The organism is Agrobacterium sp. 22-223-1 (assembly GCF_053522385.1).
This window is the reverse complement of sequence record NZ_JBNWCN010000003.1, coordinates 196,763-221,171: the sequence shown is the minus strand read 5'-3', so window position 1 is coordinate 221,171 and position 24,409 is coordinate 196,763. Positions and strand designations below refer to the sequence as shown.

Below are 24,409 nucleotides of genomic sequence, written 5' to 3'. Positions count from 1 at the left end.
GGATCAGCTCGCTTTCCGCGGTGCCTTCCGGCCCGCTGCCGTCGCCCTTTTTCTGCCGCCCGCTTCGGCCCCCGCGCTGCGACGCAGGGCCTCCTTGAGATCAATGATATTGTCTTCCTTGCGCGGCGGCGGCCTGGCGATTTCCCGGCCTTCGATCTTGGCTTTCACGAGTTCTGCGAGTGCGTCATTATACCGATCGCTATAGTCTGCCGGGTCAAATGTGCCCGCACGCTTTTCGATGATGTGACCGGCCAGCTCCAGCATTTCCTCATCGAACTCGATATCGGGGATCGACTTGAAGATGGATGTCTGCGAACGGACCTCGTAGCTGAAATTCAGCGTCGTAGCGACGAGAGCCTTACCGCTCGGACGGATCAGCAGGACACGGTTGCGGCGGAAAAGCACCGCTTCGCCGAGAGCTGCGACATTCTCGTCGTCCATTGCCCTGGCAAGAAGCGTCAGCGCCTCTTCGCCGTCCTCCCCGCTCGGCGCGAGATAATAGGACTTGTCGAAATAAAGCTTGTCGATCTCGTCACAGGGCAGGAAGTGCCTGATGCGGATGACCTTGTCGCTTTCCGGCATCAGCTTCGCAATCTCGTCTCCCTCGATGACGATATGGTCGCCATTGTCGAGTTCGTATCCCTTGACCTGATCTTCGCGAAGAACCGCCTCGCCGGTGTCGCTGTCGACATATTGCCGCTCGACGCGGTGGCCGGTCTTGCGGTTGACGATATTGAAGGAGATTTTCTCCGCCGAGGTCAGTGCGGAATAAAGGCCGACTTCGCAGTTGAAATCGGCAAAGCTCAGATGGCCCCTCCAGCTCGCTCTCCGGTTCATGTCCGTCGTCCCTCGTCATCGCTGCGGGAGGACATGTCTCCGCGTCGGCCCTCGGCCAGAATGCACTCGATGGCGGGCACATCCGCCTCCGCCAGAACCGGCACCGGGTCGGACGCCATAGCTTCCAGCACCTCCGGCGACAGCCCGCCATTGCGGATAACCCATTCCATGGCCTCACGGGTCTGCCGCTCCGCTTTCAACTGCGCATAAAGCGCCAGTATCAGCCGGTCGCGAACATCGAAGCTCTTCAAACTTCTGTCTGAACGTTCTGCCTGCCGTTTCATCTCGAAATCCTCAAAGGCCCATCCGGCATTGGCGGACATCGCCTCAGGCAATGCCCCTGCCGCCGGTCACGCCATAAACCTCGCCATTGATGAAGCTTGCATCCTGCGATGCCAGCAGCACATAGACGGGCGCCAGTTCCACCGGCTGTCCGGGGCGGCCGAAATCGCTGTCCTTACCGAAATTCTTCACCTTCTCGTCCGGCTGGCCGCCGCTCGGCTGAAGAACCGTCCAGAACGGGCCGGGAGCGACGGAATTGGCGCGCACACCCTTTTCGATAAGCTGCTTTGCAAGCGCTTTCGTATAGGCGACGATGCCGGCTTTGGTGGTGGCGTAGTCCAGCAGGATGGCGGAGGGCTCATAGGCCTGTATCGACGCCGTGGTGATTACCGACGACCCCGGCTTGAGGTGGGGAACGGCCGCCTGCGCAATCCAGTGCAGGGCATAAAGATTGGTCTTCATGGTGCGGTCGAAATCGTCGGTCGACAGTTCCTCTATATCGTCGCGATATTGCTGCCTTGCCGCGTTGATAACCAGAATATCCAGCCCATCGAGATCACCAGCCGCTTTCTCGACCAGTTCGCGGCACCAGACCTCGTCGGTAATATCACCGGGCAGCGCGACCGCCACGCGGCCTTCCGCCTCAATGAGCGCCACGACTTCCTCCGCGTCGGATTCTTCTTCCGGAAGATAGGAGATCGCCACATCCGCGCCTTCCCTTGCAAAAGCGATGGCGACCGCACGGCCAATGCCTGAATCGCCGCCGGTTATCAGCGCCTTGCGCCCTGCAAGCTTGCCGGTGCCCTTGTAGCTTTTTTCGCCATGATCGGGGAAAGGCGTCATATTCGTTACCAGACCCGGCATTTCCTGGGTTGGGGTCGAAAAAGGCGGGCGCGGATACTGGCTGCGCGGGTCCTGTGGCTCGAGGCGGTCTGTCATCGCGGTCTCTCCCATAGATAGGTGTCCATCCGTGGCGCATTCGCTGACACAGCAGGCATATCGCCCGGTCGGGCTGACAGCGGCATGGACGCGCCACACGCTAACCTAACGATCTGCCTTGGCTCTCGTTCCATCGGACATGGGAAAGGAGGGCGACGACACCATTGTGCCGCCGCATCTCTTATCAAACGGAATGTTTCTTCCGTGTGGTGGCGCTGACGACCTGGGCGGGCGCGGCATCCGGTTTGCCGAAGAGATAGCCCTGCGCCTGCGCGCAACCCTCATCGACCACCATGCGGTATTGCGCATCCGTTTCAATTCCCTCCGCCGTCACCGGCAGATCGAGGCTGCGGCCGAGGCCGATTACCGCGCGCACGATGGCGCGGGCGTTGTCATCGTCGCTCATGGCGGCGATGAAGCTGCGGTCGATCTTGATCTTGTCGAAGGGGAAGCTCTGCAGGTTGCTGAGCGAGGAATAACCGGTCCCGAAATCGTCCATGACGATGGCGACGCCGAGCGCCTTCAACTGGTTGAGGATGATCAATGTCGCCTTTCGGTCCTTCAGAAGCGCGGCTTCGGTGATTTCCAGTTCCAGCCGGTTGGGCGAAAGTCCGGTCTGCATCAGCACGGTGCAGACGACATGGCCGAGATTGGCCAGCGAAAACTGCAATGGCGAAACGTTCACCGCGATCTTCAGGTGCGGTGCCCAGCCGGCCGCCTGACGGCAGGCCTCGCGCAGCACCCATTCGCCGAGCGAGATGATGATACCGCTCTCTTCGGCAATCGGAATGAAGACATCCGGCGGCACCACGCCCCGTGTCGGGTGCTGCCAGCGCACCAGCGCCTCGTAACCCACGACCTGGCCGCATTCGACTGACAGCACCGGCTGATAATTCAACAGCAACTCGTTGCGATTGATGGCAAGCCGCAGATCCGTTTCGAGCTGGCGGCGTTCGCGCGCCTCCTGGTCCATCACCGGGTCGTAGAAGGCCAATATGCCTCGCCCGCCCATCTTGGCGCGGTAGAGCGCCAGATCGGCGGCGTGCATGATGCTTTCATCATCCTTCCCGTCCCGCGGGAAGACGGCGATGCCTATGCTGACGCCAACGGAGGTCGGATCGTTGGCAACATTCATCTTCAGTGCAAACATGCCAAGGATCGTCTCGGCGAGCAGGCGCGCCTCTTCCGCCCTGGTGTGCCGGGTAGTCAGGATGACGAATTCATCGCCGCCGAGACGGGCGACAACATCCCCTGCCCTTGCGCATTCATCGAGAATGGCGGCGACCTTTTTCAGGACGCGATCCCCCTCGGCATGGCCGAATATGTCGTTGACCGCCTTGAACCGGTCGAGGTCGAGCGCCAGCAGCGCGAATTCGTCCTCCTCGTCGCAATGCTCGATCTGCTGGTGAAGACGGGTTTGAAACATGGTGCGGTTGGAAAGGCCCGTCAGGACGTCGTGGCGGGCGAGATATTCGATTTCCCGCTGCGCTTCGCGCTTTTCCGTCAGGTCGCGAATGGCCATCACCTCGCAGGGGCGGCCGCGATATTCGATCGTTCGTACGCCGAGTTCGAATATCTGCGCCTGCCCGGCGCGCTCGTGCACCGCCTCCACCGGTGCATGGCGCGGCAGATAGACGGGTTGTCCGTCGATGGCCTTGAAGAGATCGTCGGGGTTTTGTCCGACCAGCGACGCTTCTTCCCGGCCCAGAAGGCCGGCAAAACGGGTGTTAAGCTCCACGATCCGCCCATCGCGAACGACGGCGAGACCATCGAGCGTCGCATCCACAAGACCCTTGAGATCGACAAGGTAACGATCCACAAGAGCAGCGGCGGCGGTGGTGGACAGGATCAGGAACGTGACGCCGGAAATGGCGCAGATCATGATCAGCCGGGCGACATTGTCGGGATCAGGCCCCGATACGGACGGATCCGGCGAAAGCACCGTGGCCGACATGGCCGTGAAATGCAGCGCGCAGATCGCGAAAATCGCCGATCCGGCCGGCGCGGCGATGCGCTGCCAGGAGCCGAGGCGGCGAAAAAGGAAAAAGGCGAGGAGAAAAAACGCCCAGGCAACCGCAAAACCGCCCAGCACCGGCCCCCACCGATAGCTGATCGTGGCGGCGACATCCATTCCCGCCATGCCGACGAAATGCATGACGGCAACCGACAGCGTGACCAGCGTGCCGACGATCGCCGGGCTGTAAGCGGCCTGCGAACGGCTGGTGAGCGCCAGCCAGAAACCGAAAACTGCAAGAACCGCCGAAAACGCCGTCAAGGCGAAATCATAACCGATCGGCACCGCGCCCTTATAGGCGAGCATGGCGACGAAATGCGTGGCCCAGACGCTGAGCCCTCCGGCAAAGGCGGCAACCAGCACCCAATAGGGCTTGCGGCCAGCCGGACTTTCCTCCGCACGCAATAAAAGATGAAAAAAAGCAAACATGCCAAGCAGGCAGATAACAGCCGCAAGAAGCACGACCGCCCGGTCGTGTTGTACGACAACGCATTCCAGAACCGTGAACATGACGCACTCTCCCAGCCTCTGAAGAACCGCTCACGGTGGCACTATGGGAGTGGTTTATTTATAAATCTCTAATGCAACTATTGATAAATGGAACGATCTGTCCTGCAACGTACAGAAAGGAACGGGCCGCACGCGGCAGCCCGTAACTTTTTCGCGCGCGGCCCGGCCGGGACTATAGGAAAAGCCGTTTATTTCCAGCTTCGATAATCGGCTGCGGTGCATCCGAAAGGCGCCGGGCCATCGGAGAAACGCTCCTGCAGACGGGCGCATCCCCACTCGTTAATTGCTGCGGGCATCATGTTGTTGAGGTCCATGCCGGGCGAGTTGAACTGCGACGGGGCGCTGGTGACGTACCACAGCCAGTAACCGATAACCGCGACGACGATGACGGCCACGATGGCAACGAAAGTCCCCAGTCTGCGCAGGAGGTTCGGCCCTTTCGCACTCGTCGCACCCGGAGCCGAGGCGCCCTCCGGTGTCTGGTTCGCGAGCATCGGGGCAAGCGATGCGAGGGCCTCCGCCCTTTCCTGCTCCGATAGCTCGATCCGCTCCAGCCGGTCGTCGAGCAGAACCGGCAGCGCGGTCTTGCCGTGCCAGACTGCCAGCGCAACATCGTGTTTTCCGTTATGGCCAACGACGACCGGAATTCGCCCCCTCTCCAGATGGGTGAAGGACTGCCGCTTGGTCTTGTCTTCTCTGACCGTATCGGCATAGGTGACAAAGAGACGGCTGCGCTTTTCGGCAACCGCCGTCAGCGCCACCGGAATGACGGTCAACGGTGCGGGTTTGCGCAGCTGCAGGCGAACCCGCAGGACCCGGATAAGCGTGAACAGCATCGCCAAACTGCCGAAGCCGAGCAGGGCAACGAACACCCCAAGTGTGATGATGCGGTTCCAGAGCATGTCGAGGCCCAGCGAAATCGTAGCGAGTTCCGGGTTCTTCGCGGAGATGACCAGTCCGGTTTCATAATCGCCGGAATGGAAATCGACGAACATGACCTCGACATCCTTCTTGTAGCTCACGCCCGCATGGTCATAGGAAAGATCCGCCTCACAGGTCGTGAAGATCGCCTTGCGCGTCTTGCAGCTACCGCTGATATCGCCGTTTTCAATCTCCAGCGGATCTTTGCTGATCTGATAGTCGCGCAATATGCCCGGACCTTCGGCGACGAGCATGACGGCCGTGATGACCAGAAGCACCGGAATGGAAAAATAATAGGCTGCCGGCACTGAAATGACGCCACGTTTGAGGCTCAGCGGCCGAGACGGAAGTTTTATCTGTGCAAGGTTCATGGTCATCAACGCATTCTTCGGGAGGTGGGTGAGCGGAGTTCACGACTCTCGCCCGATGGAAGGAATAGTCAACGGTCGGTCTAAACCGATGAAGTCCTTGAGAAAACCCCCTGAAATTACTGGATGGCGTGCGACAACCACCTGCTGCGACTAGTTTCGTTTCCGCGAAGAGCCGGAGGAGCGTCATGGAGGACGCTTTCAGGGGTACGGACCTAACCGCCAATAAAAAAACGGGCGGTAAAACCGCCCGTCGCAGGTTCCAAAGACTATAGTTTGCCCTTAGTCCTTCGTAACTTTTTCCAGCCGGGTCGTCTGGCTGGGATGACCCACATAATCCTTCACGCGCGCATTCAGCACGATCGGCTCAAACCTCTCGAACATCGGCAGCACCGCCGGCTTCTGGGCGACGAACATTTCCTGCATCTGGGTGTAGATTTCTCCACGCTTCTTGGCGTCCGGCTCCAGCGAAGCCTTTGCCGTGAGCGCCGTCAGTTCCGGAATGTCCCATGCCGAGCGCCAGACGAAATTGCCGGCGTTGTTGGCGGCCAGCGAATTGTCGGGGTTGCTGGAGAATTGCTCCATCGAGCCCAGCACATTCGGCATGTAGGCGCCGGTCTGCGGAATGAGCAGATCGAAATCCCGCGCGCGGTGGGCGGCAATCACGTCCGAACCGTTACCCTGCTGGATATTGACCTTGATGCCGATCTGGCTGAGTGAGGCCTGGATCGCGGTGGCGAGATCGATACGCGGCGTTTGCGCAATCGTCTTCAGATTAAGCGTGAAGCCGTTCTCATAACCGGCCTCCTTGAGGAGCGCCTTTGCCTTCTCCACATCGAGCTTCCAGTCCGGGCTCGGAATGGCGTATTCGAAGTTTTCCGGCACCGGCACCGTGCGCGCCCGGCCATAGGGGCCCATGATAGTCTTTTCCATGCCCTTGTAGTCGATGCCATAGGCAATCGCTTCGCGGACCTTGGGGTTGGACAAAGGTTCCTTGCCGGCATTCATGGACAGGACGTAAAAGCCGCCCGTCGGCACGCGCTGGATCTGGAAGCCTTCCTTGTTGTTGAAGGTTGCAAGGTCGGCAGCCGTCAGCGCACTGGCGATGTCGATATCGCCACGCTCCAGCATCAGGCGCTCCACCTGGCTTTCCGGCACATGCCGCACGATGACGCGGCGCATTTTCGGGCTACCGGCCACATAATTCTTGTTGGCCTCGAGAATAATGATTTCATTCGGTGACCAGCGATTGAGCGTAAAGGGACCGGAACCGGCGGAATTGGTTCTCAGCCAGCCATTGCCCCAGTCGCCACTGCTTTCATGCGACTTGAGTTCCTTGCTGTCGACGACGCTGGCGATGACCATGGCCAGACGGTAAAGAAGCAGCTCGGACGTCGTTTCGCCGGAAAGATCGATGCGTACCGTTTTTTCATCAGGCGCGCTCACCAGCTTGTCGACATTATCGGCATTATAACCAACGCGCTTGAGGTTGGCTGCGGCCGCCTGGTTCATCTTCAACAGCCGGCTGAGCGAATAGACGACATCTGCCGAGGTTACCGGATTGCCCGAGGCGAAATTGGCCTCGCGAAGATGGAAGGTGATGCCTTTGTCATCTATCTCCCAGCGCTCGGCAAGCTGCGGTGAAACCTTGCCCGAACCATCGACCGAAATCAGACGGTCATAGAGGTTGGACATGATTTCGTTGGCTTTTCCTTCGGTGGCCTGATGCGGATCAAGCGACAGCACCTGAGCCAGCGAGGTTCCGATGACAAGCTGGTCATTCGGTGTTTTGGCCACGGCCGGCGCTGCCTGCACCAGCATGGCGCCAAGGGCCGTGGTGAGTGCGAGACGGATCAATGATTTTCTCATACCTGCTCCTCCTACAGATCGGTAATTCACGTTTGGGAAAAAGCCCGCGACGCAGCGGGGCGTCGCGGGCCAGAACGGTCAAAGATGTTTGTTATCAAGCGCTTCTATCAGCGCGGCGATGTAGCCGTAGCAGAAGGCGAAAGCGACACCGACGGCATCGCGCCCGGCAATCGTCGGCACATGGTCTGGCATGATCATGTAGCGATAGCCGAGTTCGTGATAGAGTTTCAGCGAACGCACCATGTCCATGTCGCCCTCATCGGGGAATGTCTCCATGAAGGAGAGTTTGCCGCCGCTGATATTGCGGAAATGGACGTTGAAGATCTTGTCGCGGCTACCGAACCACCTGATGATGTCATCGATCTCCTCGCGCGGATTGTCGAGCATTTCGCCGATCGACCCCTGGCAGAAATTCAGGCCGTGATAGGGGCTCTCGCGCATCTGCACGAATTTCTTCAGCCCTTCGACCGTGCCGAGAACGCGGGTGACGCCCCTGTAGCCCGGCGGTGTATAGGGGTCATGCGGATGGCATGCCAGGCGCACACGGTTGCTTTCGGCCACCGGCACCACACGCTCGAGGAAGTAATCGATGCGTTCCCAGTTCTCGTCTTCGGAAAGAACGCCCGCGAGACCCGGCGCTGCATCATGGTCCGCCTTGTCCCAGCGCCAGGCTTCATTGAGCGAGCCGCCGCGGCCGCGCTCCATTTCTGTGCGCGGAATGCCGATGAGGTTGAGATTGTATTTCGCGGCAGGGATTCCGGCCCTGGCGATATTCTCTATCATCGTGCAGACTGCATCGATCTGCCGGTCGCGATCAGGGCCGGCAAGCAGGATATCGGGATACGATGCCTGTTCGATGGGCCGCGAAGGCAGCGGCAATTGCACCATGTCGAGAACGAGGCCAAAGCTTTCGACCTTGTCACGGTGGCGCTCAAAGTCCTCGAAAGTCCAGCTCGCGGGCTTTCCGGGCGGATCCGCGTTGATATTTTTGACGCCGAGCTGCGCCCAAACCTTAAAATCCTCGTCATCGCGCGCAGCAACCTGGGTGCCGACATACATCGATTCTCTCCTCTCTCCATGCAAGTCATCATATGACATCGCATGAAATAAGATGAGTGTCGAGATGCTATTGCGCTTCTGACAGCAACCTGTATCGGCGCTGGCTCGCAAGCATATGTTCGCGCATGGCTTTTCGTGCCGCTTCCGGATCCTGCTCGACGATGGCGCGCAGAATTGCCTCGTGCTCGGCCTGCACTTTGCGAAGATAATTCGCGTCACCGGTTTCCGGCAGCGTCGGGAACTGCCCGCGCGGGATCGAGCGCGAACCGAACTGACGCAGAGCCTCCAGATAGAAGCGGTTATTCGTGGCGATCGCGATGGCCGTGTGAAACTCGTAATCGGCATCGACGGTGGTTTCACGCGCATCGATGGCCCGGGCCATTTTCCGGTGCGCCGCAGAGATTGCGGCCTCCTGCTGGGCGGTGCGGCGATAGGCGGCGATTGCCGCTGCCTCCCCTTCCGTCGCAAGCCGGAACTCCAGCATTTCCAGCGTTTCCGCAATGGTTCCGACTTCGGATTGCGTCAGTTTCACGCCAGCCCATTCACTGGCATTGCTGACGAAAACCCCCTTGCCCTGGATGGGAACGACATAGCCGGCGGAACGCAAATCCGCGATCGCCTCGCGAACCACGGTGCGGCTCACGCCGTAGCTGCGCTCAAGCTCCGGTTCGGTGGGAAGTTGATCACCGTTTTTCAGTTTTCCACTGCGAATTTCTGCGCTGAGATTATCGATGATCTGTTGTGCCCGCCTCTCCCGCGGCCTCGTTTTGTCGCCCATCATGCCACTCTTCCCTCTTGCAGAATACGAATCCCTTCGCTACTCATATTATGACATAGCCGCACGTCATATGTTTTCATGTTAGCTCAGGGAGGAGTTGGGATGAAGTACCATCAAGAGTTTTTGCAAAGGAGAATTGCGCGTCTGCGGCGAGCAGCGTGCAAAGGCTCCACTGCCGACAGCGTTCTCACATGGAAGTGCGGCCAGCAATGACGGAAATCTCACTGCGCGGGCTTGGACATCGTTTTCTGCAACTGATCGTCAGCCTCTTCATCCTGCTCTGCATCACCTTCATCATCGGCCGGGTCATGCCGACCGATCCGGTCGGGGCAATCGTCGGCGAACTTGCCGACCCCAAGGCCTATGAGGCCATGCGAGCGCGGCTGGGGCTCGACCTGCCGCTATACCAGCAATTCTTCATCTATCTGCGCGGGCTGCTGCATGGCGATTTCGGCATTGCGATCCTGACCGGAAACCCCGTTACCCGCGATCTGGCGCAGGCTTTCCCCGCCACCTTCGAACTCGCCACGCTGGCGATCATCATCTCGACGGTCGTCGGCGTCCCACTCGGTCTCGCCGCCGCCCTCTTCCGCGACACCTTCATCGACAAGTTCGCGCGCGTTTTTGCGCTGGTGGGACATTCGATACCGGTCTTCTGGTTCGGCATCGTCGGGCTGGTGATTTTCTACGCGAACCTCAACCTTGTCGCCGGCCCCGGCCGGGTCGATGTCTTTTACGAAGGCCTCGTTGAGCCGAAGACGGGATTGATGCTCGTCGACACCCTCCTTGCGGGCGAGACGGAAATCTTCTGGAACGCGCTTGGACACATCATCCTGCCGGCGATCATCCTCGCCTATATGGCCATGGCCTATATTACCCGCATGACGAGAGCCTTTACCCTCGAACAGCTCAGCCAGGATTATGTCATCGCCGCAAGGGCCAAGGGTGTCAGCCCCGCACGCACCATCACCCGCCATGTGCTGCCCAACATCGCCGTGCAGCTCATCACCGTGCTGGCGATCTCCTATGGCAACCTGCTGGAAGGCGCCGTGGTCACGGAGATCGTCTTCTCCTGGCCCGGCATCGGCCAATACATGACGAATGCACTGCTCATCGGCGACATGAATGCGATTCTGGCCGCCACAATCGTCATCGGCTTCATTTTCATGTTGCTCAACTTCCTCGCCGATCTGGCCTACACCACGCTCGATCCCCGTACACGGGAGGCCGCACGATGACCGATATCGCGCACAACAATACCGTTGATCGTCCCAGCGCCCTGTCGCGCATCTCGACCACCACCGCGCGGACACTTCGGAAGCTCGCGGACGAACCGCTTGGAATGTTCGGCTTCGCCATTCTGGCCATTCTGGTTCTGGTCGCCATTTTCGCACCGCTCATTGCGCCTTACGATCCTGCGCGCCAGGCTCTGGAAAACGCGCTTCAGCCTCCCAGCTGGACACATCTGGCCGGAACCGACGAATTCGGCCGCGATATTTTCAGCCGGCTCGTATACGGCACCCGCATCACCATCCAGACGGTACTGTCGGTCTCGGTCATCGTCGGTCCTATCGGCCTTGCCATTGGCGTGATGGCCGGTTTCTTCGGCGGACGAACCGACGCGATCCTGATGCGCGCGACCGATATCGTCCTGTCCTTCCCCTCGCTCGTGCTGGCGCTTGCCTTTGCGGCCGCCATGGGCGCCGGCCTCGGCACGGCGATCATTGCGATCTCGTTGACGGCATGGCCGCCGATTGCGCGTCTTGCCCGTGCGGAAGCGCTTGTCGTGCGCAATACCGACTACGTCGCCGCCGCCCGCCTCTATGGCGCCTCGCCGCTGCGCATCCTGTTTCTGTACATTGCGCCGATGTGCATTCCCTCGGTCATCGTTCGCCTGACGCTGAACATGGCCGGCATCATCCTGACGGCCGCTTCACTCGGCTTCCTTGGTCTCGGAGCCCAGCCGCCGCTGCCGGAATGGGGCGCGATGATCTCCAGCGGCCGCAAGTTCATGCTCGACTACTGGTGGGTCGCCGTCATGCCCGGTATCGCCATCCTGCTGACGAGCCTTGCCTTCAACATCGCCGGCGATACGCTGCGCGACCTTCTGGATCCGCGTCATGCCCGTTCCTGATAGCTCCCCCATCCTTTCGGTCCGCGACCTCAATGTCCGTTTCGGCCGCAACACCATTCCAGCCGTGTCCAACGTCAATTTCGATGTCGGGCGCGAAAGGGTCGGCATCGTCGGTGAGTCCGGCTCGGGAAAATCCACCACCGGCCGGGCCGCCATGCGGCTCCTGCCGAAAAGCGCCACGGTGACGGCGGAGCGGATGGATTTCCTGTCCGAGCCGCTGCTCGAAAAATCCGAGCGGCAGATGGGCGCAATCCGCGGCAGCGACATGGCGCTTATCATGCAGGACCCGCGTTATTCGCTGAACCCGGTGCTGCCCATCGGAAAGCAGGTGGCGGAGGCCGCCGAACTGCATCTGGCGCTGACCGGAAAGGCAGCGAGAGGTGCAGCACGGGACATGTTGCTGCGCGTGCGCATCAACGATCCCGACCGCGTGATGGCGCTTTATCCGCACCAGATATCGGGCGGCATGGGACAGCGCGTGATGATCGCCATGATGCTGCTCGCAAAGCCCAAGCTGGTCATTGCCGACGAACCGACCTCGGCCCTCGATGTCAGCGTCCGCAAGGATGTGCTTTTGCTTCTGGACGAGATGGTGCGGGAGAATAATTCCGGCCTGATCCTCATCAGCCATGACATCCGCATGGTCGCGGCCTTCTGCGAGCGCGTGCTGGTCATGTATGGCGGGCGCGTCGTGGAAACGCTGACGAAGCTGGAGGATGCGCAACATCCCTATACGCGGGGCCTGATCGCGGCGATGCCCGATCCCCGCAATCCGGTGCGGCGTCTCAAGGTGCTGGACCGTCAGGCCATCGATGCGGAGGTGATGCGATGATCACGGTAGACAAGCTCGACGTCGTCTATGGCGCAAAGGAAAACCGCAATCACGTCGTGCGCGGCGTCAGCCTCACGGTCAACAGGGGTGAAACGCTCGGCATCGTCGGTGAGAGCGGCTGCGGCAAGTCGACCTTGCTGCGGTCGCTGGCGGGGCTGGAGGCTGGCTGGACCGGCTCCATCAGCTTTAACGGCAAACCGGTCGGCAAGACCCGCAGTCGCGACGAACTGAAACTGGCGCAGATGGTGTTTCAGGACCCCTACGGTTCGCTGCACCCGCGCCACCGCATCGGCCGGGCTCTCGCCGAACCGATCCGCGCCATGGGACTTGGCGATGGCTGGTCGAAAGTGCCTGCCGCCCTGCAACAGGTTGGCCTGCCCCCACATTTCGCCGAGCGCTTCCCGCATGAACTTTCCGGTGGCCAGCGCCAGCGCGTGGCAATCGCCCGCGCGCTGATCCTCGAACCGCCGATCCTGCTGCTCGACGAGCCGACATCCGCGCTCGACGTCTCCATCCAGGCGGAAATCCTGAACCTGCTTGCCGACCAGCGCGAAGAACGCGACCTCACCTTCGTTCTCGTCAGCCACGACCTCGCGGTCATTGCCCATATGTGCGACCGTGTGCTGGTCATGCAGAACGGCGATTTTGTCGATGAGCTGACCAAGGCCGACCTTGAAGCGGGCGTTACCCATTCGGCCTATTCAGGCGAGCTGTTCGAAAGCAGTTTCCTGTAACGATCACCCATAACGCTCACACCGGGCGGCCATCCACGGCCGCCCGCCTTCTCCCGTGGCGCAATTTCGGCGATTTCGCCTGCCCGGCAGCGGCCAATCGCCGACAGGGGACGAGCGACCTTTTGGGCCGATAAATCTCACCACCGACTGCGCGCAAACCACCGGAACAATGCGTTCAGCATTTGTTCTGGATTGCTGTTTGAGTCTTTGCTAATCATTGCAACGACAGGGCAGACAATGGCCGGACATTCCGACGACTGCCACCTCTGAACAAGGTTCTCACCCGTGGGGACAGGCAGGTTATCTAAGGATTGCTGGCATGGCGGTTGCCTATCTGGAAAAGCTCAACGAACAGCAACGCAGGGCGGTGGAGCATGGCGTTGGGCTGGCGGAAGGGCACACGGCCGGACCGCTGCTGATCATCGCCGGGGCCGGTTCGGGCAAGACCAATACGCTCGCCCACCGTGTTGCGCATCTGATCGTGAATGGCGCCGATCCCCGCCGCATTCTGCTGATGACGTTTTCCAGACGTGCCGCCACGGAAATGTCGCGGCGGGTCGAGCGTATCTGCAAACACGTTATCGGGGCGAATTCGGCAATCATGACAGACGCGCTGGCCTGGTCCGGCACGTTTCACGGCATCGGCGCGCGCCTGTTGCGCATCTATGCCGAGCAGATCGGGCTCAACATCGATTTCACCATCCACGACCGCGAGGATAGCGCCGACCTGATGAACCTCGCCCGGCACGAGCTGGGTTTTTCCAAAACCGAAAGCCGCTTTCCAACAAAGGGTACGTGTCTTGCGATCTATTCGCGCGTGGTGAATTCCCAGACGCCGCTCAAGGAGATATTGCGCCAGCATTATCCCTGGGTCGCCAACTGGGAGAGTGAACTGAAAGAGCTGTTTGCAGCCTATGTCGAGGCCAAGCAGGTCCAGAACGTGCTCGATTACGACGATCTTCTGCTCTACTGGGCCCAGATGGTCAGCGACCCCGTTCTTGCGGACGATATCGGCAACCGCTTCGACCATGTGATGGTCGACGAATATCAGGATACCAACCGGCTTCAGGCTTCGGTGCTGATGGCGCTCAAACCCGGTGGCCGCGGGTTGACCGTGGTGGGTGACGATGCGCAGTCGATCTATTCCTTCCGGGCGGCGACGGTGCGAAACATCCTCGATTTTCCGGCTTCCTTCAGCCCTGCTGCCGACATCATCACGCTTGACCGCAACTATCGCTCGACGCAGCCAATCCTTGCGGCCGCCAACGGCGTCATCGATCTGGCGCGCGAGCGGTTCACCAAGAACCTCTGGACCGAGCGGCAGTCGCTGGAGCGCCCGAAACTCGTGACGGTGAAGGACGAGACCGAACAGGCGAATTTCATCATCGACCAGATCCTCGCCAACCGCGAAACCGGCATGACGCTGAAACAGCAGGCCGTGCTGTTTCGCACCTCCAGCCATAGCGGCCCGCTCGAGGTGGAACTGACCCGCCGCAACATCCCCTTCGTCAAATTCGGCGGCCTGAAATTCCTGGACAGCGCCCATGTGAAGGACATGCTGGCCGTGCTGCGCTTCGCACAGAACCCGCGCGACCGCGTCGCCGGTTTTCGCTTGCTACAGATGCTGCCCGGCATCGGCCCGAAGAAGGCCGGCAATATTCTCGATGCGATTGCGAAAGACCCCGAACCGCTGCTTGCCCTTGCCGAAATTCCGCCGCCGCCGAAGACCGGCGACGACTGGACGACCTTCACGCAAATGCTGGTGGGCCTGCTACAGGCGCCGAACGACTGGCCGGGCCAGATCGGGCAGGCGCGACTGTGGTACGAACCGCATCTGGAACGCATCCATGAGGATGCGGACACCCGCAAGGCCGATTTGCTCCAGCTCGAGCAGATCGCCGGCGGCTACCCCTCACGCGAGCGCTTTCTGACCGAGCTGACGCTCGATCCGCCCGACGCCATCAGCGATCAGGCCGGCGTGCCGCTGCTTGACGAGGATTATCTCAGCCTCTCCACCATCCATTCGGCAAAAGGCCAGGAATGGCGCTCCGTCTTCATTCTGAATGTGGTCGACGGCTGCATTCCCTCTGATCTCGGGGTCGGCACCACGCAGGAACTGGAGGAAGAACGCCGGCTGCTTTATGTCGCCATGACGCGCGCCAAGGACAGCCTGTCGCTGATCACGCCGCAACGTTTCTTCACCGGCGGGCAGAACCAGCAGGGCGACCGGCATGTTTACGCCGCAAGAACCCGCTTCATCCCGGCGACATTGCTGCAATTCTTTGAAACGGCAACCTGGCCACTGGTGTCGGCCGCCGCTTCCGAGCGCAGCGCGCAGCAGATCCGCATCGATGTGGGTGCGCGGATGCGCGCCATGTGGAAGTAAAAGCGGGGCGCTCACCCCGCTCTCATGACTGGCGATGTCAGAACTTCACGCTGGCCGTCAGGCTGACATTGAAGGGCTCGCCTACGGCATTGGCATAGCTGGTGGAGCCGATGGACGAGGTATAATAGGTCTTGTCGAAGATGTTCTTCAGATTGAGCTGCAGCGTCACCGGCTTTTCGAACTGAAGCGTGTAGGTGGCGAAGGCGTCGAAGACCGCATAGCCCGGCAGATTATAGGAATTGTCGTTGATGCCGGCGCGCTCACCCACCGCCCGCACACCGCCGCCGACGCGCAGCGTATTGCCGTTCGGACCGACCTCGCCGACATCATAGGCAAGGAAGAGCGAGCCGGTGTGGCGCGCCACATTCGGCAGGCGCTTGCCGGCATAGATGGGATCTTCGAGCACGAGCGCATCCGTATAGGCATAGCTTGCGATGACATCGAGATCGTCGGTCAGGCTGCCGGCAATATCGACCTCCACACCGCGCGAACGGACGAGGCCGGCGGCCTTCACCGTGGAGACGCCGCCGACATCTTCCGAATAGGCGACATTGCGCTTGCGGGCATTGAACAGGGCGATATTGGCGTTCAGCCCGGCGAAAAGATCGAACTTCGCGCCCACTTCATAAGAAACGCCCTCTTCCGGATCGAGCCCGCCATAATAGGCGCCGATGGATGATTGCGGACGGAAGGTCTTGGCCACATTGGCATAGAGCGAGGCATTCGGAGTGAGCTTGTAGACGAGGCCGGCATTGGGAATGAGCTCGCCGCCATCCTTCTCGGTATTGACGACGAAGGGACGGCCCTTGCCGGCATAGATGTCGTAATACTGGTAACGCAAACCGCCGACCGCGATCCATTGATCGTTAAGGTGCAGGGCGTCCTGCATATAGATCGAGGCGGTGGAGAGCTGTTCCGTCTGGTCGCTGTCGACCGCCCTTACCGTGGTGCAGACCGGCAGGCGGCCATAAACCGGATTGTTGATGTTGAAATTCGTGGAATTCGCGCATCGCAGCATGTCGGTGCGCAGGGTATCGCTGTAATCGTAAGACGCGCCGAACAGCAGATCGTTGCGCAGCCCACCGATTTCCGCCTCGCCCGTCAGATCCGCTCGCAGCGCGTGATTGTAAATCGTCGAATATTGCGTCGCATCGGCCCGTCGCGTCACCTGCCCGGTGCGGGAATTATAACCCATCACGCGCGCCTGATTGTCCGAATATTCGTTGCGGCTATAGGCGTAATTCAGCGACAGCTTCCAGTCATCGGAGAGTTGGCGGTCTATGGCGATGCTCGCCAGATCGGATTTGCCGTCGGTGATGTTATAGGCTTCATCGAGGCGCAGGCGGCGGCTGACATTGATCGCCTTGCCGGTCGCCGGATTGAAGATCGTGCCGCGATCGAACGGCACGCTGTAGTCCTCATGCATATAGGAAACCGTAATATCGGTGTCCTCGCCGCTCCATTTTAGCGAAGGCGCGATCAGCCAGTTCTTCTTCTCACCGAAATTACGCCAGTAATCGCTGTTTTCGCCCTCGCCGATCAGGCGATAGGAAAAATCCGTACCCGCAATCGGGCCGGTCACATCGAAACCGCCTGATGTGCCATACTTGCCCGCCCCATAAGCGGAAAAGCGCGAATAGGCCTGCGCCGTGAACGTGTCTTCCGGCTTCTTCGTCACGACATTCACCATGCCGCCGGGATCGAGGATACCATAAAGTGTGGAGGCAGGTCCCTTCAGAACTTCCACCCGCTCGACCGTATCGTTGAAGGAATGCGGCAGCGCCGTCTTCAACCCGTTGACGAGGATGGACCCGTCGCGATTATCGCCGAAACCACGGCGGATGACGGCATCCTGCGTGCCGCCGAGCGTATTTGCCTGGGTGACGCCGCTGACATTGGCCAGCGCATCGTCCAGCGAGCGCGCCTGCTGGTCGCGCAGCACCTCAGCCGTCACCACATTGACCGATTGCGGAATATCGAGGAGCGGCGTTTCGGTGCGCGTCGCCGTGCCCGTCGTCACCGGCTGATAACCGCGCGCACCTTTTTTGACATCCGCATTGACGGTTATGGTTTCGAGCACCGTCGTTCCATCAGCATTTTTCTTCGGCGTCGCACTCTCCTGCGCGAAAGCAGGCAGGGCGACCCCGGCCAGAAGAAACGCCAGTAGCGCCCGCAAGCGCACCCCAATGATCGTCGAACCGTCATGCATCTGTCTTGTCCCCGGCTGTCCCAAATCGTCATCGCGACGATACACCGCTCTTTCAATTGATGAATGTAGTAGTCAACTTTATTTCCGCTTCAGCGGGGCAAAACGTCGGTACCGAAGGGTGCATTCGCGCTTCCTGGCGTGTCATTTCAGCCTATGACAGCCGCTTTTTGTTCAAATCGACCGGCAAAAACCGCTTTTTCGAACGCAATATACTTGACTACTACAGTCATCAATAATTCTGGTGGCAACGCATTCAGACGGTGACGAATTTGAACGACGGCATGAGACCCATAAGCACGGATACAGGCCTTGCGGCGCAGGCAATCGAGCTTGCCTATGGCGACACGCCGGTGCTTGCGGACATGTCCATCAATGTCACGCCGAACCGCTTCACCGTTCTGCTTGGCCCGAACGGTTCTGGAAAATCCACGCTTCTCTGCGCGCTTGCCCGCCTGCACCGGCCCGCACGGGGCCATATTCTTCTCAACGGCAGCGATATCTTCCGCCACCCCACCAAGGAGGTGGCGAAGAAGCTCGGCATGCTGGCGCAGCAGAACCATACGCCGGAGGGGCTTTCGGTTTTCGATCTCGTCTCCCGCGGCCGTTACCCGCATCAGGGATTTCTGAAGCAATGGAGCGAGGAAGACGCCCGCGCAGTGGAAGAGGCGCTTTCGGTGACTGGAATGTCCGAGCTGGCGGAAAGAGCAGTCGACAGCCTTTCCGGCGGCCAACGCCAGCGCGCCTGGATCGCCATGGCGCTGGCCCAGCAGACGGATATAATTCTTCTCGACGAACCGACGACCTTTCTCGATCTGCACCACCAGATAGAGGTGCTGGACATGCTGGCCGGCCTCGTCACCCGCCACAACCGTACGATCGTGGCGGTGCTCCACGACATCAATCTTGCCCTGCAATATGCCGATCACCTGATTTTTCTGAAGGACGGGCGGCTGCGGCACCGGCTGGAAACGGCAGCGGCGTGCGATGCCGGCATCATTGCCGATGTCTTCGACATAGCAGTTGCCCAGCTCACGCATCCGGTCACGGCACGGCCGGTATTTCTTCCCCTGCCCGGACGGGCCGGCGCGGCATGAACCTTACCGGCACCAGCAGCGGAAGCACCCTTGCCCTTAGAGAGCGAGCCTATGGCCGCACACTTGCGGCAGCGCTTCTCCTGCTGCTCACCATGCTGCTTCTGGTGCTGGCGCATATAGCCACCGGCCCGCGCCCCATTGCGCCGCACGTTCTGCAAGACCTGATATTCGCTTATGACGCCCGCAATTTCGACCAGCAGGTTTTGATGCGCCTGCGCCTGCCGCGTTTGCTGGCTGCGATGCAGGCCGGGGCCTGCCTTGGAACAGCGGGGCTTCTGCTGCAAACCCTGCTTCGAAATCCGCTCGGCGAGCCGCATATTCTGGGGTTGAATGCCGGGGCAAGCCTTGCCGTCGTTCTGGCGACAGTGATGCCGCTCGGGCTGATCGCAACGCCGCTGTTCCGCCCATTGCTGGCGGCGACGGGTGCGGGCATCAGCTTCTCGCTCGTGCTTCTCCTTGCTTCCGCCGGGCGGCAGGGGCTGACACCGGCAAAACTCGTCTTTTGCGGCATTGCGCTTTCCACGCTTGCCGGAACCCTCACCTCCGCCATCCTCATTCTCAATGAAGAAACATTGCAGCAGATGCGTTTCTGGCTGGTGGGCGATACGGCCGGCGTTTCGATCACAACCATCGCCGCCGCCCTGCCCGCGGCCGCGATCGCGCTTATCCTCGCTTTCGCCGCCGCTCCCCGGCTCGATCTTCTGGGGCTGGGCGAGAGCGCTGCCGCAGCGCTCGGTGTGCCGGTCCGTTCGACGCGGATTCTGGCGCTTGTCTCCATATCGCTGTTCTGCGGCGCGGCCATCGCCGTCGTCGGTCCCATCGGCTTCGTCGGTCTGGTGGTGCCGCCGCTCGTCGCGCGCCTGAAAACGGGGCGGCTTCTGCTTGCCATACCCATCGCTGCACTCGGCGGCGCGGTTCTGTTGATCGCCGCCGATCTCGCCGCCCGCCTCATTCTCCTGCCGAAAGAGCTGCCCACCGGCGCAATGACCGGCCTTGTCGGCGCGCCGGTGTTTCTCTGGCTGGTGCGCAGGGTGCTGAAATGAACCGCTACCGGGTTCTCCGACTGGGGCGCTTTTCCGTCCGCGTCATGCCGTCGCGGCTCGCCATTCTGCTGGCGCTTTTCCTCTGCCTCATGCTTGTCGCCCTGTGGTCGCTCAGCGCCGGCAGCCAGCATATCCCCGCCGCCGCCCTGTGGTCGCTTGTCACCGCAACCAACACCGATCCCGCCATGACCGACGCGGTCGTGGTTCTCGACTTCCGGCTCTCGCGTCTAGCGATTGCGATGGTGGCCGGCGCCATGCTCGGCATTGCCGGCGCCATCATGCAGGCCACGACCCGCAACGGCCTTGCCGATCCCGGCCTGCTCGGCGTGCGCGAAGGCGCATCCCTTGCCGTGCTGGGTTGCCTGTTCCTGCTGCCTTCCCTGCCGGTCATGTTGCGCCCCGTTGCGGGCATTGCCGGCGGCATGGCAAGTGCCGCAATCGTTCTGACGCTCTCCGGCGCAACCTCGCGCCTGCGCTTCGTTCTGACCGGTATCGGATTTTCATGGTTTTTATCAGCTTTGCTTCTTATCCTCATGGCATCGCTCGATATTCGCAATTTGCAGACAGCGATGATCTGGATGGCCGGCAACTTGCAGGGCGCAAGCTGGACCGCCGTTTCAATCCTCTCCGTCATCCTCGTCATCGCCCTTGGCCTTTTGCTCCTGACGGCGCGCGCCGCCGACGTGCAGGCGCTCGGCGATCATGCGGCGACGGCGCTTGGCGTCCATGGCCGTCTCCTTTCGGTGCTTCATGTCACGCTTGCCGTCACCCTCACCGCATCCTGCGTTTCCTTCACCGGCAGCATCGGTTTTGTCGGCCTGATCGGTCCGCATATCGCCCGGCTTCTGTTGCCCGGTAGCTCCTGTCCCGGGCTTGTCTTGGGCGCAGGCCTGACAGGCGCAACTCTGGTCGCAGCGTCCGACACCATCGCCCGAACCGCCTTTTCACCACTGGAGCTGCCGACCGGCCTCGTTCTTTCCGCCGTCGGCGCACCCACGCTGCTTGCTCTTCTCTGGTTTCACCGGCATCGCCTATAGGTCCCCCATGCGCAAAACACTTCTCGCCCTTCTCCCGGCCGCCGCTTTTCTCCTCGGCACAGTCACCGCTCAAGCCGAGGAGACCAGCCGAAGCTTTACCGACGACCTCGGCCGCAGCGTTTCCATTCCGGCAAAGCCGAAACGTATCGTGACGCTGCACGATATCGACCTCACCATTCCGCTGATCGAGCTGGGCGTGACGCCTGTGGGCAGCCATGGCCGCATGGGGGCGGACGGCAAACCCTATCTGCGCTCCAGCGCCATTCTGACCGGTGTTGATTTCGACAATAGCGACATCGCCTATATCGGCTCCATCAATGCCGATCTGGAGGCGATTATCGCCCTCAAGCCCGATCTCATCCTGACCGAACCTGATCGCGCCACTCCCGTTGAAAAACTGACGCAGATCGCACCCACCGTCGCCATCGACAATACCAAAGACGGCGCACCGCATATTTACAAAGTGCTGGCCGAGCTGACGGGCACGCAGGCGCGTCTTGCCGTGCTGGACCGGCGCTATCGGGCACAGATCGAGGCGCTGAAGGCATCTGTCGATACCGGCGCCATTACCGTTTCGGTGTTCCAGCCGCTCAACGGCAAGATCAGCGTCTACCACACCTATCGCGCGCTCGGGCGGGTGCTGCGGGATGCGGGGTTTCGTTTCCCCGCCATCATCGACGCCATTCCGGATGGCGACCGTATCGAGATCAGCGCCGAACGCCTGCCGGAACTCGATGCCGATATCATCTTCGATCCCTATCGCTCCGATACCGGCGCTTCGCCGCAGGCGGAAATCGACATGATGGAAGCCGTGATGCCGGGCTTCTGCAATTTTCTTGAGGCCTGCCGCAACGGTCGGTACATCCTCCTGCCGCGCGAAGAAGCGATTTCCAACTCCTATGCCGCACTCAGCCTCATGGTCTCCGCCGTCCAGTCCCATTTGACGGTGCGGCCAGCGCAGGAAAAGTGACAGCAACCACCACTACGGACAAAAGCGCTTGCCTGCCGGCGTGGCGCGCTGCTAATTCGTGAAGAAGAGTAGAAAACTCAGCTTCACGGAAGAACCCATGCCGGCTGGCGAAACGCAGACATCAAGGCTTCGGCGCACCGACCGTTTCGGAGAGCAGCTGCGCAAGCGCCGCGACCGCCTGTCGCCGGGCCTGCTTGCAGTTGCCGAATATATTGACGGCCACCGCCATGCGGTTCTCGCCAAATCGGCGCTGGAAATCGGCTTCGAGACCAATACATCCGATGCGACCGTCATCCGCGCCATACAGGCGCTTGGCTTCCAGGGGCTGGTCGATCTCAAGGAAACGCTGGAGGCCTATCTGGGCGTGACGGATTCGCCCGTCGAAAAAATGGCGGCGACGACAAAATCCATATCGGGCAACTGCGATGCGGCAATAGATTTCGTGCTCGACAATCAGAAAAACACGCTGGAGATGCTTTCAAGCGCAGAAAACCGCGAAGCCATGGCGGCGGCCGTGCGGCTTCTCTCGCAAGCACGCGGCATCGGCGTGCTCGGCATCGGAGCCTCCGGCATCATCGCCACCTATGCCGCAAGGCTATTCCAGCGCTCGGGCGTCCATTCCTATGCGCTCAACGCCACCGGCATCGCGCTTGCAGAGCAGTTGCTCGAGCTTGAAAACGGCCACGTCCTCATCATGCTCCTGCACGGCCGCGCCCACCGCGAAGCGCAGACCGCCATAGCCGAGGCAGGCCGCCTCGACATCCCAATCATCATGCTGCTCGGCCAAGAAGACAGCGTGCTGAAAAAACACGCCAACGCCAGCCTCTTCCTGCCCCGCGCCAAAAACGAAGGCGTGGCGCTCCACGCCCCCACCTTCATCGCCATGGAAACCATGGCCCTTGCCCTCTCCGCCGCCTGCCCCGAGCGAAGCCTTGAGACGCTGGAGCGACTGGTGGAGCTGCGGGCGTCGATCAGGCCGCATAAGCGGGTTTAAATTACAACGACACTGTCAAGCTCAGAATGTCGATGTACCGTTAAGTCGGTACCCTTATTTTGTTGCTATCTTGAATTGTCTTAAGTATCTCTGATGCAACGTTTCGCCATGTTCGCATTTGCGGCTTAAATTCAGCAATCTTGGCTTTCAGAGAAGCGTATTCACCCGGCTCCAACAAGAGTTTGCGAACCAGACACGCCAATTCCTCAGGTTTTTCCGGGTCGAAGTAAAGCGCGAGCGTTCCACCTGCCTCCCGCAAGGCAGGTACGTCCGCGGCAAACGCCGGCGTCCCGCACCATAGAGCCTCACTGATCGGCAGACCCCATCCTTCCATCCTGCTCGGCAAGACCAAGCCGTAGGCATTTTCGTACAGTAAGCGTAATTCCGCCTGATTAGGATTAAGCACGAAGTGAAATTTGTCGGCTATTGGCCGGAACTTCTCTTGCTTTAAAAATTTTTCAACCCTTTTCCGCCTCGCGCCAGCTAACACCAGTGCGGGCGGAATAACACCTGATTCCTGCAATTCCAGCATGGCCTCAACAACGCACTCCAAGTTTTTGCGGCCATTGTAAATGCCGACACCCAGCAGATAGCGATCTTGAGGTGGCTTCTTGTTGATCGGCTCAACTGTCTCACGAAGCTCGTTGCAAAGCGGTACAGCCACCACATCGGGTACTGGCGGCAATGTGCCAACATCTGAAAAATGCGCTACCTCCCGCGCCGTAAATTCAGAATTTGTCAAAATCAGTGCGGATGCCCCGATAGCGACCTTGTTATCGTGAATGAAATTCCGCGGAAATGAAAACTGATTCCGATGTGTGAAATCATGCAACGGAATCATATCATGGAGCATCGGAATAAAGATGGCTTTTTCACCGCGTTGGTTCAATGCCATGAGGTAGTCGGACATGATTTTCGGCCTCCCTAGCGAGACCAGAATCTGTCCGTCCAGGTCGACCTCTCGGACGGCCCCCGCCGGAATGGTTGCCCAGCGTTTGCGATTGCGATGCTCAACTATTGTGCGCACAACACCGTAGAACAGAGACTTTAGAAAATTCGTGTCGAAAAGGTTCTGCCGCAGGCGCACAGGGGTCGCGCTTGAAGGAACGTTTGGATCCAGAACACCCGTTGGCGATGCGTCACCGGTGCGCGGAAACACTTCAAAAAAACGACGATGCAACGGTGAGTAGATGACATATCTTACGGATTTATCCAGCAAGGTCAGCTCATAAGCGACCTCCATCACGGTTCTTGCAATTCCGTAATATTTGAATTTCACTCCTGAATTCAGGAACAGTTCCGACAGATCAAAAAAAACTTGGGGCATTTACCGTCCTGCCTGACGGACGTATCCGTCATAAAAAACATTGGATTGCAAAAGCTTACGGGCTTATATGCC

20 protein-coding genes are annotated in these 24,409 nt (G+C 60.2%); 10 read left to right on the top strand and 10 right to left on the bottom strand.

Features of this window, described 5'->3' with window-relative positions; all coding sequences use genetic code 11:
• Nucleotides 1–3 precede the first annotated feature (3 nt).
• The 8 genes from ku to ACQZ60_RS16370 form a co-directional block, all read right to left on the bottom strand.
• A complete protein-coding gene (ku, locus tag ACQZ60_RS16405; protein WP_448735636.1) occupies nt 4–837 on the bottom strand; it encodes a non-homologous end joining protein Ku in 834 nt (277 codons plus the stop codon).
• The gene (locus ACQZ60_RS16400; protein WP_448735635.1) at nt 834–1,121 is read right to left on the bottom strand and encodes a hypothetical protein; all 288 of its coding nucleotides are present in this window, start codon (nt 1,119–1,121) and stop codon (nt 834–836) included. Before ACQZ60_RS16400 ends, ku begins: the two co-directional genes overlap by 4 nt.
• A gap of 43 nt (nt 1,122–1,164) precedes the next feature.
• Nucleotides 1,165–2,058: an SDR family oxidoreductase gene (locus ACQZ60_RS16395; RefSeq protein WP_448735634.1), complete on the bottom strand. Its 894-nt coding sequence runs from the start codon at nt 2,056–2,058 to the stop codon at nt 1,165–1,167.
• Between the two features lie 184 nt (nt 2,059–2,242).
• Entirely contained in the window at nt 2,243–4,582 is a 2,340-nt protein-coding gene (locus ACQZ60_RS16390; RefSeq protein ID WP_448735633.1) for a bifunctional diguanylate cyclase/phosphodiesterase, read from the bottom strand.
• Nucleotides 4,583–4,770: 188 nt separating this feature from the next.
• The gene (locus ACQZ60_RS16385; RefSeq protein ID WP_443406568.1) at nt 4,771–5,874 is read right to left on the bottom strand and encodes a hypothetical protein; all 1,104 of its coding nucleotides are present in this window, start codon (nt 5,872–5,874) and stop codon (nt 4,771–4,773) included.
• 279 nt (nt 5,875–6,153) lie between these two features.
• Nucleotides 6,154–7,692, bottom strand: a complete 1,539-nt coding sequence (locus ACQZ60_RS16380; protein ID WP_223215586.1) for an ABC transporter substrate-binding protein — start codon at nt 7,690–7,692, stop codon at nt 6,154–6,156.
• Nucleotides 7,693–7,818: 126 nt separating this feature from the next.
• Nucleotides 7,819–8,799, bottom strand: a complete 981-nt coding sequence (locus ACQZ60_RS16375; protein WP_003521785.1) for a mannonate dehydratase — start codon at nt 8,797–8,799, stop codon at nt 7,819–7,821.
• A gap of 67 nt (nt 8,800–8,866) precedes the next feature.
• Entirely contained in the window at nt 8,867–9,580 is a 714-nt protein-coding gene (locus tag ACQZ60_RS16370; protein ID WP_080858006.1) for a FadR/GntR family transcriptional regulator, read from the bottom strand.
• 206 nt (nt 9,581–9,786) lie between these two features.
• Here ACQZ60_RS16370 and ACQZ60_RS16365 point away from each other — a divergent pair, with 206 nt between their 5' ends.
• The 5 genes from ACQZ60_RS16365 to ACQZ60_RS16345 all read left to right on the top strand — a co-directional run bounded on the left by ACQZ60_RS16365 (nt 9,787) and on the right by ACQZ60_RS16345 (nt 15,663).
• On the top strand, nt 9,787–10,815 hold the full coding sequence (locus tag ACQZ60_RS16365) for an ABC transporter permease (protein WP_448735632.1): 1,029 nt from the start codon (nt 9,787–9,789) through the stop codon (nt 10,813–10,815).
• Complete coding sequence (locus ACQZ60_RS16360) at nt 10,812–11,711, top strand: ABC transporter permease (RefSeq protein ID WP_020809292.1); 900 nt, start codon at nt 10,812–10,814, stop codon at nt 11,709–11,711. Before ACQZ60_RS16365 ends, ACQZ60_RS16360 begins: the two co-directional genes overlap by 4 nt.
• Complete coding sequence (locus ACQZ60_RS16355; RefSeq protein WP_020809291.1) at nt 11,698–12,543, top strand: ABC transporter ATP-binding protein; 846 nt, start codon at nt 11,698–11,700, stop codon at nt 12,541–12,543. The genes ACQZ60_RS16360 and ACQZ60_RS16355 overlap by 14 nt, the downstream gene beginning before the upstream one ends.
• Nucleotides 12,540–13,277, top strand: a complete 738-nt coding sequence (locus ACQZ60_RS16350; protein WP_078053560.1) for an ABC transporter ATP-binding protein — start codon at nt 12,540–12,542, stop codon at nt 13,275–13,277. Before ACQZ60_RS16355 ends, ACQZ60_RS16350 begins: the two co-directional genes overlap by 4 nt.
• A 319-nt stretch (nt 13,278–13,596) precedes the next feature.
• Nucleotides 13,597–15,663 (top strand): ATP-dependent helicase, encoded by a 2,067-nt coding sequence (locus tag ACQZ60_RS16345; protein ID WP_448735631.1) that lies wholly within the window; start codon nt 13,597–13,599, stop codon nt 15,661–15,663.
• Between the two features lie 37 nt (nt 15,664–15,700).
• Here ACQZ60_RS16345 and ACQZ60_RS16340 read toward each other — a convergent pair whose 3' ends face one another.
• Nucleotides 15,701–17,872, bottom strand: a complete 2,172-nt coding sequence (locus ACQZ60_RS16340; protein ID WP_448735630.1) for a TonB-dependent siderophore receptor — start codon at nt 17,870–17,872, stop codon at nt 15,701–15,703.
• A gap of 281 nt (nt 17,873–18,153) precedes the next feature.
• Here ACQZ60_RS16340 and ACQZ60_RS16335 point away from each other — a divergent pair, with 281 nt between their 5' ends.
• The 5 genes from ACQZ60_RS16335 (at nt 18,154) to ACQZ60_RS16315 (ending at nt 23,010) form a co-directional block, all read left to right on the top strand.
• On the top strand, nt 18,154–18,966 hold the full coding sequence (locus tag ACQZ60_RS16335; RefSeq protein WP_448735629.1) for an ABC transporter ATP-binding protein: 813 nt from the start codon (nt 18,154–18,156) through the stop codon (nt 18,964–18,966).
• Complete coding sequence (locus ACQZ60_RS16330) at nt 18,963–20,009, top strand: FecCD family ABC transporter permease (RefSeq protein WP_448735628.1); 1,047 nt, start codon at nt 18,963–18,965, stop codon at nt 20,007–20,009. Before ACQZ60_RS16335 ends, ACQZ60_RS16330 begins: the two co-directional genes overlap by 4 nt.
• A complete protein-coding gene (locus ACQZ60_RS16325; protein WP_448735627.1) occupies nt 20,006–21,046 on the top strand; it encodes a FecCD family ABC transporter permease in 1,041 nt (346 codons plus the stop codon). Before ACQZ60_RS16330 ends, ACQZ60_RS16325 begins: the two co-directional genes overlap by 4 nt.
• A 7-nt stretch (nt 21,047–21,053) precedes the next feature.
• Nucleotides 21,054–22,016: an ABC transporter substrate-binding protein gene (locus tag ACQZ60_RS16320; protein ID WP_080858000.1), complete on the top strand. Its 963-nt coding sequence runs from the start codon at nt 21,054–21,056 to the stop codon at nt 22,014–22,016.
• Between the two features lie 97 nt (nt 22,017–22,113).
• Complete coding sequence (locus ACQZ60_RS16315; protein WP_448735626.1) at nt 22,114–23,010, top strand: MurR/RpiR family transcriptional regulator; 897 nt, start codon at nt 22,114–22,116, stop codon at nt 23,008–23,010.
• Between the two features lie 40 nt (nt 23,011–23,050).
• Here the strand turns inward: ACQZ60_RS16315 and ACQZ60_RS16310 are convergent, their stop codons facing one another.
• Nucleotides 23,051–24,337 (bottom strand): glycosyltransferase, encoded by a 1,287-nt coding sequence (locus ACQZ60_RS16310; protein ID WP_448735625.1) that lies wholly within the window; start codon nt 24,335–24,337, stop codon nt 23,051–23,053.
• Between the last annotated feature and the right edge of the window lie 72 nt (nt 24,338–24,409).

What these genes read in the sequence shown, in the direction of transcription:
- ACQZ60_RS16355 (WP_020809291.1), top strand. Translation starts at nt 11,698, where the DNA reads ATGCCCGTTCCTGATAGCTCCCCCATCCTTTCGGTCCGCGACCTCAAT.
- ACQZ60_RS16360 (WP_020809292.1), top strand. Translation starts at nt 10,812, where the DNA reads ATGACCGATATCGCGCACAACAATACCGTTGATCGTCCCAGCGCCCTG.
- ku (WP_448735636.1), bottom strand. Translation starts at nt 837, where the DNA reads ATGAACCGGAGAGCGAGCTGGAGGGGCCATCTGAGCTTTGCCGATTTC.
- ACQZ60_RS16400 (WP_448735635.1), bottom strand. Translation starts at nt 1,121, where the DNA reads ATGAAACGGCAGGCAGAACGTTCAGACAGAAGTTTGAAGAGCTTCGAT.
- ACQZ60_RS16335 (WP_448735629.1), top strand. Translation starts at nt 18,154, where the DNA reads ATGAGACCCATAAGCACGGATACAGGCCTTGCGGCGCAGGCAATCGAG.
- ACQZ60_RS16390 (WP_448735633.1), bottom strand. Translation starts at nt 4,582, where the DNA reads ATGTTCACGGTTCTGGAATGCGTTGTCGTACAACACGACCGGGCGGTC.
- ACQZ60_RS16345 (WP_448735631.1), top strand. Translation starts at nt 13,597, where the DNA reads ATGGCGGTTGCCTATCTGGAAAAGCTCAACGAACAGCAACGCAGGGCG.
- ACQZ60_RS16320 (WP_080858000.1), top strand. Translation starts at nt 21,054, where the DNA reads ATGCGCAAAACACTTCTCGCCCTTCTCCCGGCCGCCGCTTTTCTCCTC.
- ACQZ60_RS16375 (WP_003521785.1), bottom strand. Translation starts at nt 8,799, where the DNA reads ATGTATGTCGGCACCCAGGTTGCTGCGCGCGATGACGAGGATTTTAAG.
- ACQZ60_RS16395 (WP_448735634.1), bottom strand. Translation starts at nt 2,058, where the DNA reads ATGACAGACCGCCTCGAGCCACAGGACCCGCGCAGCCAGTATCCGCGC.
- ACQZ60_RS16350 (WP_078053560.1), top strand. Translation starts at nt 12,540, where the DNA reads ATGATCACGGTAGACAAGCTCGACGTCGTCTATGGCGCAAAGGAAAAC.
- ACQZ60_RS16365 (WP_448735632.1), top strand. Translation starts at nt 9,787, where the DNA reads ATGACGGAAATCTCACTGCGCGGGCTTGGACATCGTTTTCTGCAACTG.
- ACQZ60_RS16325 (WP_448735627.1), top strand. Translation starts at nt 20,006, where the DNA reads ATGAACCGCTACCGGGTTCTCCGACTGGGGCGCTTTTCCGTCCGCGTC.
- ACQZ60_RS16340 (WP_448735630.1), bottom strand. Translation starts at nt 17,872, where the DNA reads ATGCATGACGGTTCGACGATCATTGGGGTGCGCTTGCGGGCGCTACTG.
- ACQZ60_RS16385 (WP_443406568.1), bottom strand. Translation starts at nt 5,874, where the DNA reads ATGAACCTTGCACAGATAAAACTTCCGTCTCGGCCGCTGAGCCTCAAA.
- ACQZ60_RS16315 (WP_448735626.1), top strand. Translation starts at nt 22,114, where the DNA reads ATGCCGGCTGGCGAAACGCAGACATCAAGGCTTCGGCGCACCGACCGT.
- ACQZ60_RS16310 (WP_448735625.1), bottom strand. Translation starts at nt 24,337, where the DNA reads ATGCCCCAAGTTTTTTTTGATCTGTCGGAACTGTTCCTGAATTCAGGA.
- ACQZ60_RS16370 (WP_080858006.1), bottom strand. Translation starts at nt 9,580, where the DNA reads ATGATGGGCGACAAAACGAGGCCGCGGGAGAGGCGGGCACAACAGATC.
- ACQZ60_RS16330 (WP_448735628.1), top strand. Translation starts at nt 18,963, where the DNA reads ATGAACCTTACCGGCACCAGCAGCGGAAGCACCCTTGCCCTTAGAGAG.
- ACQZ60_RS16380 (WP_223215586.1), bottom strand. Translation starts at nt 7,692, where the DNA reads ATGCTGGTGCAGGCAGCGCCGGCCGTGGCCAAAACACCGAATGACCAG.